The sequence below is a fragment of the Streptomyces sp. NPDC111516 genome (assembly GCF_055635345.1).
Genome location: NZ_JBVKBV010000039.1, coordinates 21,931 through 35,835 on the forward strand (window position 1 = coordinate 21,931; position 13,905 = coordinate 35,835).

Here is a 13,905-nt window from a genome sequence, read left to right on the forward strand (position 1 = left end):
AGGCGAAGCCGGATTTCGACCAGGGGGACGGCGGGATGGTGTACCGCAAGTGCCCGGAGCCCGTTGGGCAGTGTGGTCTCCGCGCACACGGAGAGGAGTCGGCGAGACGCCCTCGGGGCGACCGCGTGGGTTGTGTTCACCGGCTTCCCCGCCCGTACGCGGTACCGACTGTGGATATGTGCTCGGCGTGGGGGCCGGGTCGCCTCACCGTCCGGGAACCGGTGGGGACTCGGTCCGCCGGTTCGTCAGCTGTGGGGGTTACGGTCAACACCGCACCGGGGTCGCTGCCGAGTCGGGCGGCGGCACGGCTGATGGCCGCACCACTCACCTGGTCGATGTGGTCCTGGAGATGGCTCAGCAGGTCGCCGCGGCCGAAGAGAAGTTCCGTGGCTCCCATGAATGTGGCCCGGTCCGACACCGCACCGCACCGTCGGTAGAGGCTGGTACTCATCCGGGCCCGTAGAGGGGATAGCTCAGACGGATCGGGCTCCGCTTCGGCGAGTCGGTTCAACTCCGCGTCCAGGCAGTCCACCACCGTCTCCGGCGGAAGGTCCGCGCAACTCGCCCTCACTGTGAACGTGTCGGGGTCGCGTGCGTCGAGGTAGCGGAAGAACCCACAGCGGGCCCGCGCGTCAGGCGCGGAGGCCCCGGCCGCGGCGAGCCTTCGTGTCAGGCGCGCCCCGCGTCCGTCGGTGAGCAGCGAGGCCAGGGCCATGCGCGCCACGTACTCGTCCAACTCCTCGGCCGGGTCCGGCAGTCGCCGTCCTACCGCCACGACCGGGTACGGCGCCCGAGGGTCTTCGCGTGTTGCCCAGCGCCGACTGCGCGGCGACGCCTCGCGCAGAGGTTCGCTCACGACCGGGGGCCCGGCGGCGATGAGGCCGAACGATCCGCGTACCAGGTCCTCGGCCGCATCCGGATCGGTGTCGCCCGCGATGGTCAGCACGGCGTTCGCGGGGGAGTACCAGGTGGCCGCGAATTTCTCGCAGTCCGCCAGCCGGACCCGTTCCAGCGATGGGTAGTCACCGTATCCGTTGTGGGAGTTGGCGTAGGAGTCGTACAGCACCGGGGGGAGCCACATCCAGGGGAAGCCGCCGAACGGCCGCCCCTCGATCTGCTGGGTGATCTCCTCCTTGACGACCGCCACCTCTGCGCGCAGACCGTCCTCCGTCAGCGACGGGCCGGCCATTCGATCCGACTCCAGCCACAGCACCTGCTCAAGTGCTTCGGAGGGAACGGTCTGGACGTAGGCGGTGTAGTCCTGGTGTGTGGTGGCGTTGGCCGTGCCGCCGGCCTCGTGCACACGAGCCATGTGCTGCCCGGCGGGTACGTAAGCGCTGCCCCGGAACATCAGATGCTCGAACAGGTGCGAGAAGCCGCTCAGGCCCTCCGGCTCCGAGCGGTAGCCGACCCCGTAGTGGACGCTGACCGACACGACGGGGAATGAGCGGTCGGCGGCGATGACCAGCTTCAGGCCGTTGTCGAGGGTGACGCGGCGGGGAGGCAGGGTCAGCACGCCGGCTCCCTCACGGCAGAGGTGAGGAAGTCTCGGATTGCCGCACCATCGCTGCTGAGGAGTTCGGCGCTCAGTTCCACGTACTGGTCGAGCACCGGCGGTTGGCCCACGTAGCAGGCGAAGTCCCGGGCGTGCAGCAGGATACGCAGTGCCGCGGCGCGGATCAGCCAAGGCTCCGCGTCCTGCTCCGTCTGGCCGTAGCCCGCCAGTAGTGAGTGGGCGAGCGCGGCGTGAGACGTCGCGGGCGGGCGTTGGAACACGCGGCTGTGCACGAGGTGCATCTCCGCCAGTTCACCCAGCAGCCAGCCCGGATCGAGCATCGGGTGGCCCAGAGAGACGTCGTCGCCGGTAAGGACCTCACAGCCGCCCTCGCCGGCCACGACGTTGGCGAATGAGACGCCGCCGTGCAGTAGTCGGGCGTGTGCCGCGGCGGAGTCCGCCAAGTGACGGGCCCACTCCACAGCGGTGTCGATTCCGGAGCGGCCGAGGCGCGTGGCGCACCGCTCGCGCAGCCCGCCGTCCTCGTCCGGGTCGCTCCGCTCCAGCCAACGGCGCAGACGGGTGACGCCCGGCATGGAGGCCAGTCGATTCCGGTCGTCCGCGTCGAGCGGTGCATGGTGCAGGGACCGGAGCCCTCCGCCGAGTTCCCGCAGTGTGGCCTCCGTCCGGGCCTGGTCGAAGGGGGCGTTCTCCGTCAGCAGGCCGACGCCCGCCGACCACCCGCCGGAGAGGGTGAATTCGTGTCCGGACCCGTCCTCCGCGGGCAGGATGAAGGTGACCCGTTCCGTTGGCAATTCGTGGATGACATGCCGCACGCCCGGGGCTGGGGTCGTCATCGGATGGGACCGGGCAGGTCCGGGGCTGCGTCGCCAGCGGTACCGGCGTGGCCCGAGTTCGGTGATGCTGGTGATCAGCCAGCCTGTTCCGTAGCGGACGTGACCCCCGTTCTCCGAGGAGGGGATCAGGGAGGTGACACTCATGCGGTCCTGCCTTCTTCCGTGCGCCGGACGGGCAGTCCTGAGGCGGAGGTGTTCGCCCTCCGCTCCTCGATGAGCCGCAGGACGTCGGGCAGGGGAGGGCAGCCCACGCCGTCGTACTCACCCGTACTGAGCGACCGGACCGCAGTGGGTCGCGCGATGGCGACGTTGGGGCGTTCCGCGAGTTCCCGCAGCCGTGCGCTCCAGGCGAGGTTGGGCGGGGCCCCGGACGGCAGGGCGGGAGCCACCCCGATCGGCCCTGCCAGGCACTGGAGAGTCATGAGGCTGGGAGTGCCGGCCGCGCCCAGGGCAAGGCGGGTCAGGTAGTTGGCGCCGGCCGGATATACGACGGCTGCCTGCGCCCAGGCGGCGAGATCCATGTGGGACTGGCCTGTGGAGACGCCCAGGCCCGGGTCGTCCCAGGAGTCGGCGAACACACGTCCGTGGTCGCCCAGTATGGCGGCGACCGCGGTGCGGGTGACGAACCGAGCACCGCCTTCCGTGATGAAGACCCGTAGATGGACCTGAGGGTGGTTCATCCTCAGCCAATTCAGCCAGTACGGAAGCATGGCGGCGGTCACGCCACCGCTCGCCACCAGCAGGAGTCGTTCATAGCCGAGGACCGAGGAAGACCACGGGGGACCGTCGTGTCCTGTCGGCGTCGGCGTCCCCTCGGCCTGCGCCGACACTGTGCCACCGCGGTGGGGCCTCGGTGTCCGGTCTTCTTCTTCGGTCACGCGGCCGTGCCCACGTTTCTCCCGCCCTCCTGGGCCCCTGTCGGCCGAGGGGCCGGTGGACGGCCCGGGGGACAGGTTGCGATGCACCGCTGTGGGATCTATCCCTGCCTCCCGCAGGGCTTCCGCCACATGGAGGTACCGGTCGGCGCCGGACGCTCCGGCGCGCGTGGCGGCCAGGATGCCCTTGGTGACGGCGGCCGAGCGGTGCTGCCCGAAGCTCATCCGGCGGGTCTGCTGCCGAGGGCCGGCCGGCTCCGCGGCGAGTGCGATGCCGCGCCCCAGACCCATGGCGAACGCCGACACAGACTCGTTCAACTCCGGGGCGGCGTGCAGCGTGGCCACCAGCCCGTCGAGCAGTCCAGTGCCACGGGCGTCCGCGCCGCCTTCGTCCTCCGCGTCGAGATAGACGACGATCGCGTCCCGGCGCGGGTACTGGGTACGGTCCGAGCTGACCTTTGCCCGGTAACGCGCACCCGCGTTCTCCAGGAACTCCAAGACCCGTCGCCAAATCTCGTACCGCGGCTCGTCGAGGCTGAGGTAGACGCGACGCAGCGTGGTGGCGGGTGCTCCGGCTGAGCCGTCCACCAGGAAGAAGCCGGGGGAGATGGCCGGCCGAGCCGCGGGGAGCCTCAGCTGGACGGCATTTCCCTCCCCCCTCTCGTTCCCCTCCTGCGTTACGACATGTTCGGGCCGGACGCGAACGCGCACGCCGAGACCTTGGACGATGACCTCCGCTCCGTCCGAGCCCCGGGAAAGCAGCCGGGCGGGCACCAGCGTGGTGCGATGCGGCATCGCTGCCCGGAAAGCCTCCTCCAATTCCGGGTCACGCAGCGGCCGGTAGTTCTTCGGCAGTACTTCCCGGCGACCGGCGTGGTAGCGGTCGTAGATCGCGGCCGCCATCCGGGCCCCGAGTTTGTCCTGGGTAGGGGCCCTGAGTTCCCGGTCGCCCACACGGGCGACGCCCGCTTCCAGCTCCACCGTGATCGCGTCGGCCAGAGCCACGACCCGGGTATCGAGCGGCTGCCCCGCGAGGTGGGCGGCGGGCCCGGCTGCCAGCGACCGCGGAAGCGATGAGGTGACGATCATGTCTGCTCCTTCAAACCCAGGACCCCGGCGAAGTGTTCGGGCCTGATGACGGCCAGTCGGCCGATCCCCGCCGCGGCCAGTGCCAGCGCTGGCAGCGTGGCGCGCTGACTGGCCAGTGCCAGGACCCGGTCGATGAGGTGCCAGCCGGCGTAGGCGGTGGTGCGTGCCCTGAAGGCACTGTCGACCGCGGGCCGTCCCGCCTGGTATTCCTTCCAGAAGGCGGTCATATGGGGGAGGTGCTGATCCAGCTTCCGCGCTCCGCGCCGCACGATCGCCTGGTCGTCGATGGGGTGGGGGCCACTCGCACTGTCCGGAACATGATCGAGGTCGTCGTTCTCGCCCATGCTGAGGGTGGCCAGGTAGAGCCACTCGCCCAAGAAGGATCCGACGTCACGGGCGGGATCGCCCACTCTGAACTCTTCCCAGTCGATGAAGTACAGCTTGTTGTCGGGGGTGATGAGCAGCTGATCGAGCCGCAAGTCGGCGTGGATCATGGTGTGGTGGGCGGCTGACTCGCGGCGCCGAAGCGTCACCAGGGCGTCCGACAGCGCCGCGTCGGACTGGAGGCACTGCCACAACTCCAGCTCCGCCAACGTGGCGGCGTAGTAGGTCTCCAGCGGTAAGGCGCTCAGCAGTTCCAGGGGCGGTAGGACGGGTGGTGTTCGGTCCACGGAGTCGAGTGGTGGGACGCTGTGCAACTCCGCCAAGGCGCCGCCCGCTTCCCGCGCGGCCCACTCCGGGAAGCGGGTGTCGCCGGCGAGGTCGTCCCCGGCGACGGCATCGCCGAGAAGGCGGGAGACGACCAGCCCCGAAGGCTCGTCGTGACCGAGCACCTTCGGGCTGCGGAGTCGCGTGAAACCCACCCTGTCCCGGAGCACGTCGAAGGTGTGCGTCCGACGGAAGCGCCCCAGCGCGTCCCCCTTCGGTAGGGGGCCGAGGCTTTTGATGAAGACCGGAAAACCCTTCGTCGTCGTCCCGGCCCAATTGGGGTTGCGTCCGACGAAAGAATCGCAGTCGTCCTGCCGCAGTACGCCCAGTTCAAGCTTTTCCAGAAGCGCGTTCACTTCCGGGAAACCGTCGAGCGATCTTGCCTCAGTGGCACGCAACCCTGTGTCGGCGGTAGTCACAACGCCCACGGCGGCTTCTCCTCTGTCTATTGGGCGTGGCCTCCTGAATGCGAGCGGGCCGAGGCTCGCTCGCATTCAGACGCGGGCGTCAGCAGCTGATGACGAAGGTCGCGTAGGTGGCGTTGACACAGGGGTACGACGAGGTGATGGTCGGCGTGAAGGCCAGCTCCTCGTCGACCGTCCCGTCCATGACATCCTCAGCCGTCGTATACGCCGCGTACCCCTCGAAGAGCTCACTGGTTTCCATGGCGATTCCTCTCGAAAATGGAATTGCGCCGTACGGTTAGGCGCGATTCTCCATCCGCGGCCAATTGCCGGGGCTCGCACATACGGTGCACGGCCAAGCTTGCGGAAACATTGAAAGAACCTTGAATCGGCGGCCCAGCTACTGGCCCCGAACTGGCGGTCGCCCAGCCACGGGGAGATGTCGGAGGGCTCGTGGATCCCTGTCGGACGACGCCCCGGCGGCCGCCGGGGCCGAGCCGCGCCGGGAACGCCCCGCATTCCACGAGGGAAGCCCGGGTGGAGGCGCGGGGAAGGAATTTCTGGGTGTTCGGTTTTCCTCGCCCGTGATGCGTGGTCTTGTTTGTGCTGGTCGGTGGGTGTGTCGGCTTGTTGATCTTGGTGGTCGTATCCCGGATGTGGTGGTGGTGTGTTCCCGGATCGGTCGGTGGCGTGTTCGCTGGGTCTCCTTTGGGGTGGGCTCTTTAGCGCATGAGGGTGTGGGGTGGAGGCGAAATGGATCTCTGTCACCTGTCCGGGTGATCGGCGGGACTCGTGTCGGGGGTGTCGGCTTTAAGCCGCTGGGCACCTCAGTCTTTGACCCGGACTCTTGCACCTACGGCGAAGGTGGCGCGGCCTGTTGGCGCGGGACGCGCACAGAGTGGGGTTCGTCAGCCACTGTGGTGGCTGACGAACCCCACTCTTTTGTCTGCGCCCTGCGGTGAGTGCCAGGCCTCGAAACGGCGCCAGCGGGAATCCGATACCTGGGATGGGGTCTTCTTCCCCGCCCGGGGTGACTGCGACGCGGGCCTGCTGGCGTTGCGCGGGCGGCTCTATGGGCGGTCAGCCCGCCGCGCGCAACGGCAGACGGCGGCCGAAGACGGCGTCGAAGGAGTGCGCCTGGCGGGTGCTGATCAGGCGGTAGGCGCCGTCGTGACGGCGTTCGGCGTGGCCGGTGTAGTGGAGGACCTCGACCGGGGTCAGAACGCGCAGGTCCCCGAACACGTAGTACAGCGGGGTCGGCCGGTTGGCGGCGATGAACTGCAGGCCGGCGTGGACAGCTTCGTCGGCAACGGCGTACCGGCCGGAGGAGTTGCTGGGCATGCAGTCCTTCGCGTCGATCGTGACGACCTCGCTGGCGCGGGCGGCAATCAGGTCAGGGAACCAGCGCAGTGCCGAGGTGGTGCAGGCCAGGGCCTGCCGGATCGCGGGCGGATAGATGCCCTGCCCGCAGCGTTCGACCGTCCACCCCTGCGCCGCGAGCGCCGCCGCGACGCGCTGCTCATGGGCGTCCCCGACCGCCTTGCGCTCCTGCCACTGTGTCACCACCACGTCCCCTCCCACACCTTCACCCCTAGGTAATACGAACGTTCACTTCTTCGTACTACGTACCCACCGTTATGATGCCCCTCATGGCGGCATACGCAGACCCACGTTTTCGTCCCACGCTCTGGCCGGGGACACCGGTTCCCCTGCCGGAGATGACACCCATGCACGGCGTCCGGGCCGAAGGCGACTGGATCGTGTGGGCCGCCCAGGGCTTTGACCGGGTCGTCGAAAAGGCGTCGTTGCCGGATGACTTCTACCTGCGCGAGCTGATGGAAGTGGACCCGGCAGACCTGGACACCGTGGCCGGCTGGATGAACCAGTACGGGCGCCTGGGCGGCAGCATCGATGCCGGCAGCTGGGACTACGACGAACACAGCCGCCTGCAAGAGCTCGAGGAACGTGAACATCCCCGCTATGGCCCCTGGTCGCTCCACGGCGACCTCGTACGCCTCCACATCAGCGAGGCCCAGGCCGCTATCGCCACGTGGCTGGCATGCCGTCGCCCCGGTGGCCTGGACGAACTCGTCGAGACGGAAGTCACCGAACAGCACCTGGCCGACATCACAGCCGAGAACGACCACGACGACAGTGGATACCCCAAAACCCTCGACGAGCTCCGCTCCGCCACCCTTGGCCTGCGGCTGGCCATGCTCCGGTCGGCCCTGCGCTACAACCTCGCAGCCTTCAGCGTCGGCCTGGGCAGTCTCACCGACAGGCAGCCGTCCATCCTCTCCGTCGCGTTCCTCCAGCTGTACAACCACCTCGCCGAGGACGCCACCATCCGCACCTGCACGAACGAGACCTGCGGGCGGGACTTCGTCCGCCAACGCGGCCGCGCCGAGTACGGCCAGAACCGCACCAGCGGCATCAAGTACTGCACCCGTGAATGCGCCCGCGCCCAAGCCCAACGCGAGCACCGACGCCGCAAGGCCGCCACGGCCCGGCCGGCCCCCGCGACCACGAAAGCCTCACCGGCCCCGCACGCAGAGGAGCGGCTCGGATGATCCACCTCCGCGAGCACCAGGTCACCGCGGTCGCTGCGATCCGTGCCTGGGCCGGTCGCCCCGAACGCGCCCCCGTTCCCGCCCAGGGCGCCCGCGGCACCCTCCTCTCGGCGACCGGATCGGGCAAGACCATCACCGCCGCCTGGGCAGCACGAGACTGCTTCTCCGACGGCCGGATCCTCGTCACCGTCCCGACCTTGGACCTGCTCGTGCAGACAGCCCAGGCCTGGTGTCTGGTGGGCCACACCGCCCCGATGGTTGCGGTGTGCTCGCTGGAGAACGACCCGGTGCTGAACGAGCTGGGGGTGCGCACCACCACTAACCCCATCCAGCTCGCCCTGTGGGCGGGGTCCGGGCCGGTGGTCGTGTTCGCCACCTACGCCTCTCTCGTGGACCGCGAGGACATCGACGATCCCGAGGGCCAGCGGAAGGTGCGCGGGCCGCTGGAGGCCGCGCTGGCGGGCGGAGAGCGCCTCTACGGCCAGCGCATGGACGGCTTCGACCTCGCCATCGTGGATGAGGCCCACGGAACCGCCGGTGATCTTGGTCGACCGTGGGCGGCGATCCACGACAACCAGCGGATCCCCGCCAACTTCCGGCTCTACCTCACCGCGACCCCGCGCATCCTGGCAGCTCCCCAGCTGCGAAGGGGCGCGGCCGGCCAGGAGGCGGAGATCGCGACCATGGACGACGACCCCAACGGCACGTACGGGGCGTGGCTGGCCGAGCTGGGCCTGTCGGAGGCGATCGAGCGGGAGATCCTCGCCGGGTTCGAGATCGACGTGCTGGAGATCCGCGACCCCTCTCCCGTGATCGGTGAGCCGGAGGAGGCGCGGCGGGGCCGGCGCCTGGCACTGCTGCAGACCGCGCTCCTGGAGCACGCCGCCGCGTGGAACCTGCGCACGGTCATGACGTTCCACCAGAAGGTCGAGGAAGCGGCCGCGTTCGCGGAAAAGCTGCCCGAGACGGCGGCCGAGCTGTACGTCAACGACGCCTCGGATAAGGACCTGGCGGCCGCAGAGAAGCCCCCGCGTCGTCGATCGACGCGGAGTTCTACGAGCTGGAGGCCGACCGGCACGTCCCGCCGGAGCGGGTGTGGTCGGCGTGGCTGTGCGGCGACCACCTCGTCTCCGAGCGGCGCGAGGTGCTGCGCCAGTTCGCCAACGGCATCGACGCCAACAACCGGCGCGTCCATCGGGCGTTCCTCGCCTCGGTGCGGGTGCTCGGGGAGGGCGTGGACATCACCGGCGAGCGGGGAGTCGAGGCCGTCTGCTTCGCCGATACCCGCGGCTCCCAGGTCGAGATCGTGCAGAACATCGGCCGGGCGCTCCGCCTCAACAAGGACGGCAGCACGAAAGTGGCCAGGATCATCGTGCCCATCTTCCTGGAGCCCGGTGAGGACCCCGACGACATGGTCGCCAGCGCCTCGTTCCGCCCCCTTGTAGCGGTCCTCCAGGGCCTGCGCTCGCATGACGAACGCCTGGTCGAGCAGCTCGCCTCCCGCGCGCTCACCAGCGGCAAGCGCAAGGTCCACGTGCGGCGTGACGAGGACGGGCGGATCGTCGGGGCCGACGGCGAGGACCAGGAGCAGGACGACACCGACGCCGCTGCCGAGTCTGCCTTGCTTCATTTCTCCTCTCCCCGTGACGCGGCGACCATCGCGGCGTTCCTGCGGACCCGGGTGTACCGGCCGGAGTCGTTGGTGTGGCTGGAGGGCTACCAGGCCCTGCTGCGCTGGCGGGCGGAGAACGAGATCACCGGCGTCTACGCCGTGCCTTATGACGTTGAGGTCGAGGTCGGCGTCACGAAGGACTTCCCACTGGGCAGGTGGGTGCACCAGCAGCGCAAGGCACTGCGGGCCGGTGAGCTGGAGAACCGCCGCAAGGTCCTCCTGGACGCGCCGGAGGCCGGGATGGTGTGGGAGCCGGGTGAGGAAGCGTGGGAGGCCAAGCTCGCCGCCCTCCGGTCGTACCGGCGGGCCGCCGGGCATCTCGCGCCGCGTCAGGACGCGGTGTGGGGCGAGGGCGAGGCGATGGTGCCGGTCGGGCAGTACATGGCCAACCTTCGGCGCAAGGGAACGAAGAACGGCCTGGGCAAGGACCCGGAGCGGGCGACGGAGCGCGCGGCGCAGCTGACGGCGATCGACCCGGACTGGGACTGCCCCTGGCCGCTGTACTGGCAGCGGCATTACCGGGTGCTCGCCGACTTGGTCGACGCCGACAGCGTCCTGCCCGAGATCCAGCCCGGCGTGCTGATGGACAGCGACGATCTCGGCAAGTGGCTCCAGCAGCAGAAGAGTCCGGGCATCTGGGCGCAGCTGTCCACCGAGCAGCAGGAGCGACTGTCCCGGCTGGGCGTCACTCCGCTTGAGGCCCCGTCGCCCGCCCCGGCAGTCACAGGCGCGACGAAGGGCCCGAGCAAGGCGCAGCAGGCGTTCCAGCGGGGCTTGGCAGCCCTCGCGCAGTGGGTGGAACGGGAAGGCGCCCACCGGCCGGTGCCGCGCGGCCACAGCGAGGAGATCGCGGTCGACGGCGAGGCGGCGGCGGTCGTGAAACTGGGCGTGTGGGTCTCGAACACCAAATCGAGGCGGGACAAGCTCAGCGCCGAACAGCTTGCCGCCCTGGCCGCGCTGGGCGTCGACTGGGCGTGACAGAGACCGCGGTGGGTCGTTGGACCTGACGGTCAAGCGAAGTGCACAGGGACCCCGGAGAAGCAGTTCTTCGGGGTCCCTTGCTGTTGGCAGGCGAGCAGTCAGCTGGTGCCCAGGCGAGCGTCCAAGAGGATGGCGGGCAGTTGCTTGCCGTCAGGAGCTTCCAGGTCGATGCCGTCCAGTACCGCGCCCGTGGCATCCCAGACGCGTCGGCACACAGCGCGGCGAGCAGCATCGATGACTGTGAGTCGGGCGATGTAGGTGCGCTGAACGAGCCGCGCCAGGTCGGCCCCTTCCAGCTCCACGTGTAGGAAGCCGTCCTCGTCAGGCATGTGGTGGCCGGTCTCATAAGGGAAGGTCTTGTAGTGACTGAACGGGTACTGGCAGTGCTGCTTGACCACCTGCCATGTCGCCGGGGCACAGACCAGTTCGGCGCGTGAGACTCCAGCGGCCTTCAGCAGCCGCTCGCGTTGCAGTGGGCGTTCCAGACGCTCCTGCAGTGCCATGCGCATCCCCTTGTCAATCGTGGCTGGACAATCGGTCGTTGCCGATTATCTCGGGCGCAGCGGGTGCCTGTGGCGGAATGCGCCAACCCCACCCGCGCAGCGCGGGATGCCGTCCCATGGCACATCCGGGGCGATTTTGACGACCCATTCAGTTGCGGGCGCCAGAGCGAGGCGAGACAGCGAAAGTCAACGCCAAGTCCACAGCCGCACGGTCTTCTCGCCGCCGTTGGTACTCGCCAGAGTTCTTCCGTCTGGGCTGTACGCCACTTCACTTACCGGACGACTGTGGCCGGTGAGCGTGGCGAGCTTGCGGCCGGTGCCTACGTCCCACAGCCGCACCGTACCGTCAGCACATCCGCCGGCCAGCGTCTTCCCGAGCGGGTTGAATGCCAGGGAACCAACAGAGTCGGTGATGGTAGCGGTGTTCCGGCGAGAAGCTACGTCCCAGAACCGTAGAGTCCTGTCCTCGCTCCCGCTGGCCAGCGTCTTTCCATCTGGGCTGAACGCGACCGTATCGACCTCGTCCGTGTGCCCGGTGAGATTAGCGATGTTCTCGCCGGTGATTACGTTCCATAGTCGCACCACACCCGCCAAGCACGCGCCAGCGAGTATGTCCTTGCCTGGACTGAAAGCCACCTGGCGGACTATAGCGGTAGGGTGCGCCGCATCGGCCTCACCGGTCAAAGTGAATATCTTTTCGGCTGTGTTCACGTCCCACAACAGGGTGGCGTCATCGCCCGTACTGGCAAGGAGGCCGCCGCTGAACGCCAGTGAGTAGATAGTGTCGGTGTGGCCGGTAAGCGTGGCAGTTGTGCGACCGTTGGCTACGTCCCAGAGCCGCACCGTATTATCACCGCTTCCGCTGGCGAGAATCTCGCCGTTTGGGCTGTACGCCACAGCAAAGACATCCTCGCGGTGACCCGTGAGGCTGGCGGTGTTCTTGCCGGTGGCCAAATCCCACAGCCGCACCACCTTGCCATAGCATGCGCCAGCAAGCGTCTTCCCGTCAGGGCTGAAAGCCAGCGCGTTGGCACCGCCCGTGTGGACGATCAGCGACGTGCCGGTCGGCTGCGCGTTGTTCGACACACCTTCACCGGGCGAACCGCTGCCCGTAGGGCCATTGCTGGATGAGCCGCCATTCGACCTGTCCCCCCTCTGAGAGACCACGAGAGCGGTCACCGCAGACACGGCACCCGCACCAACCACGGTCAAGCCACCGAGCATCACCCCACGCCGCGACAGGACCCGGGGAAGGGTCTTGATCGATGGGTCAGAGAGGGCCGAACTGCCTTCCGCCGAGGGATTCGCAGGCTTGTCGAGTCCAGGAGGGGCCGGTTTCTGCTGCCGGACCGTGGGGATGTCCGGGGCGTCTGGCGAATGTTCAACCGGAGCGGTGACCGTGGGCAGGTGATGAAGCGGCGTATCCAAAGTGAGGGCTAACTCGGGAGTCGCGGAGTCGGCTAGTGTCGAACGCGCGATTGACACCAGTGCAAGGGCGGTGCTCTCTGCAGTGGCCCTCTGACCCACATCCTTTTTCAGAAGGTCGGCCACGACAGGTGCCAGAGCGCCAGACCACTGTGCAGGTCTGGGTTCCCCGGTCAGGATGGCTGCATAAAGCGCAGTGAGCGTTGCTCCGGCGAAAGGCGGTTCGCCCTCGGAGGCGGTATAGAGAGAGACACCGAGGGACCACAGATCCGAGGCAGCGGTGGCTGGTTTGCCATCAAACTGCTCGGGAGCCATGTAGACGGGGGTCCCCAACATCGTCCCACTGCTAGTCAGGGTCATCGTCGCGTCAGTCACCCCAGCGATGCCGAAGTCTGTGAGAACCACCCGTCGGCCAGCAATCAAGATGTTGTCGGGCTTCACATCGCGGTGCACCACACCTGCTGCATGCACGACGGTGAGCCCTTCCAGAACCGCTGCCCCGATCTCTGCAACCCTCTGCACTGGCAGCCTGCCGCGCTCTCGAATCTCCGCGCCCAGGGACCTCCCAGCGACGAACTCCATCACGATCACCGGGATGCTTTCGTGCTCCACCACGTCGTGGACCGTGATGATGCTCGGATGACTGAGCCGGGCCGCAGCATGCGCCTCGCGCATCACTCGAGTAACCAGCCTCGCTCGCTGCTCGTCGTCCAGCCCCGGGGGGACAACAACCCCCTTGACCGCCACGTCACGCTTTAAGGTCTCGTCCCAGCCGCGCCACACGCGGCCCATACCCCCCTGGCCGATCGGCTCCACCAGCCGATACCGTCCGCCAATCAACTCATCCCCCAACACGCTCGCCACAGTAACCTTCAGTCCGCCAGGCAGGGAGCTTCATTTCAGAATCTTCAAGAACCTGTTCCACAAGGTCCTTCGGGCGCGCTGAGCGACCCGCTCGTCTTTCTCTCGCGATTCTCGCGAGTAATTGTTAAGAGCCGTGGATCGTGTGACATGCGATCAGGCAGCGGGTGTCTCCGGACGCTCGACCAGGACGCCGTTCTCGAACCGGGCGCCCGCACGGGCCAGGGGCACCAGGTGGGCCCCGGTGATCGCCCGCCAGCGGGGTCGGGCGGATTCGACCAGCTTGAACACCATCGCGAGGGCTGCGGCCGGGCTGCCGGCACCGCGAGTGACCTTGGTGCGGAGCTTGACCGTGGAGAACGTCGACTCTCTAGTGTCCTGCGCCGGAGATCCGTCGACAGAAGCGGGCGAGGGAGTCGAGGATCTCCTCGGCCGTCTTGGTCCAGACGAACGGTGTTGGGTTTT

At 68.3% G+C, this 13,905-nt stretch carries 9 protein-coding genes and 2 pseudogenes; 2 read left to right on the top strand and 9 right to left on the bottom strand.

Annotated elements, in window-relative coordinates; genetic code table 11:
- Positions 1-136: 136 nt before the first annotated feature.
- The 6 genes from ACZ7L9_RS36195 to ACZ7L9_RS36220 form a co-directional block, all read right to left on the bottom strand.
- Positions 137-1,516: a M16 family metallopeptidase gene (locus ACZ7L9_RS36195; RefSeq protein WP_471421773.1), complete on the bottom strand. Its 1,380-nt coding sequence runs from the start codon at positions 1,514-1,516 to the stop codon at positions 137-139.
- Positions 1,510-2,496 carry a phosphotransferase family protein gene (locus tag ACZ7L9_RS36200; RefSeq protein WP_471421774.1) on the bottom strand — a complete coding sequence of 329 codons (987 nt, stop codon included), beginning with the start codon at positions 2,494-2,496 and terminating at the stop codon, positions 1,510-1,512. The genes ACZ7L9_RS36195 and ACZ7L9_RS36200 overlap by 7 nt, the downstream gene beginning before the upstream one ends.
- Positions 2,493-4,316: a T3SS effector HopA1 family protein gene (locus ACZ7L9_RS36205; protein ID WP_471421775.1), complete on the bottom strand. Its 1,824-nt coding sequence runs from the start codon at positions 4,314-4,316 to the stop codon at positions 2,493-2,495. The genes ACZ7L9_RS36200 and ACZ7L9_RS36205 overlap by 4 nt, the downstream gene beginning before the upstream one ends.
- A complete protein-coding gene (gene lxmK / locus ACZ7L9_RS36210; protein ID WP_471421776.1) occupies positions 4,313-5,380 on the bottom strand; it encodes a class V lanthionine synthetase subunit LxmK in 1,068 nt (355 codons plus the stop codon). The genes ACZ7L9_RS36205 and lxmK overlap by 4 nt, the downstream gene beginning before the upstream one ends.
- A gap of 151 nt (positions 5,381-5,531) precedes the next feature.
- Positions 5,532-5,690, bottom strand: a complete 159-nt coding sequence (locus ACZ7L9_RS36215) for an LxmA leader domain family RiPP (protein WP_471421777.1) — start codon at positions 5,688-5,690, stop codon at positions 5,532-5,534.
- A gap of 818 nt (positions 5,691-6,508) precedes the next feature.
- Complete coding sequence (locus tag ACZ7L9_RS36220) at positions 6,509-6,997, bottom strand: hypothetical protein (protein ID WP_471421778.1); 489 nt, start codon at positions 6,995-6,997, stop codon at positions 6,509-6,511.
- A 149-nt stretch (positions 6,998-7,146) separates the two neighbouring features.
- On the opposite strand from ACZ7L9_RS36220, the gene ACZ7L9_RS36225 reads away from it, so the two are divergent.
- Both ACZ7L9_RS36225 and ACZ7L9_RS36230 read left to right on the top strand, forming a co-directional pair.
- The gene (locus ACZ7L9_RS36225) at positions 7,147-7,998 is read left to right on the top strand and encodes a hypothetical protein (RefSeq protein WP_471421779.1); all 852 of its coding nucleotides are present in this window, start codon (positions 7,147-7,149) and stop codon (positions 7,996-7,998) included.
- Positions 7,995-10,648: pseudogene (locus ACZ7L9_RS36230) on the top strand (helicase associated domain-containing protein). Before ACZ7L9_RS36225 ends, ACZ7L9_RS36230 begins: the two are co-directional and overlap by 4 nt.
- Before the next feature lie 101 nt (positions 10,649-10,749).
- On the opposite strand, the gene ACZ7L9_RS36235 reads toward ACZ7L9_RS36230, so the two are convergent.
- From ACZ7L9_RS36235 to ACZ7L9_RS36245, 3 genes and pseudogenes are all read right to left on the bottom strand, one after another.
- Positions 10,750-11,154 carry a hypothetical protein gene (locus ACZ7L9_RS36235; protein WP_471421780.1) on the bottom strand — a complete coding sequence of 135 codons (405 nt, stop codon included), beginning with the start codon at positions 11,152-11,154 and terminating at the stop codon, positions 10,750-10,752.
- Between the two features lie 186 nt (positions 11,155-11,340).
- A complete protein-coding gene (locus ACZ7L9_RS36240; protein WP_471421781.1) occupies positions 11,341-13,434 on the bottom strand; it encodes a WD40 repeat domain-containing serine/threonine protein kinase in 2,094 nt (697 codons plus the stop codon).
- Positions 13,435-13,596: 162 nt separating this feature from the next.
- Positions 13,597-13,809: pseudogene (locus ACZ7L9_RS36245) on the bottom strand (IS256 family transposase); the annotation flags it as partial.
- Positions 13,810-13,905 lie beyond the last annotated feature (96 nt).

Bases quoted from the DNA above. Each gene is read 5' to 3' on its own strand.
- ACZ7L9_RS36235 (WP_471421780.1), bottom strand. From the start codon at position 11,154: ATGGCACTGCAGGAGCGTCTGGAACGCCCACTGCAACGCGAGCGGCTG.
- ACZ7L9_RS36200 (WP_471421774.1), bottom strand. From the start codon at position 2,496: ATGAGTGTCACCTCCCTGATCCCCTCCTCGGAGAACGGGGGTCACGTC.
- ACZ7L9_RS36205 (WP_471421775.1), bottom strand. From the start codon at position 4,316: ATGATCGTCACCTCATCGCTTCCGCGGTCGCTGGCAGCCGGGCCCGCC.
- ACZ7L9_RS36225 (WP_471421779.1), top strand. From the start codon at position 7,147: ATGACACCCATGCACGGCGTCCGGGCCGAAGGCGACTGGATCGTGTGG.
- ACZ7L9_RS36215 (WP_471421777.1), bottom strand. From the start codon at position 5,690: ATGGAAACCAGTGAGCTCTTCGAGGGGTACGCGGCGTATACGACGGCT.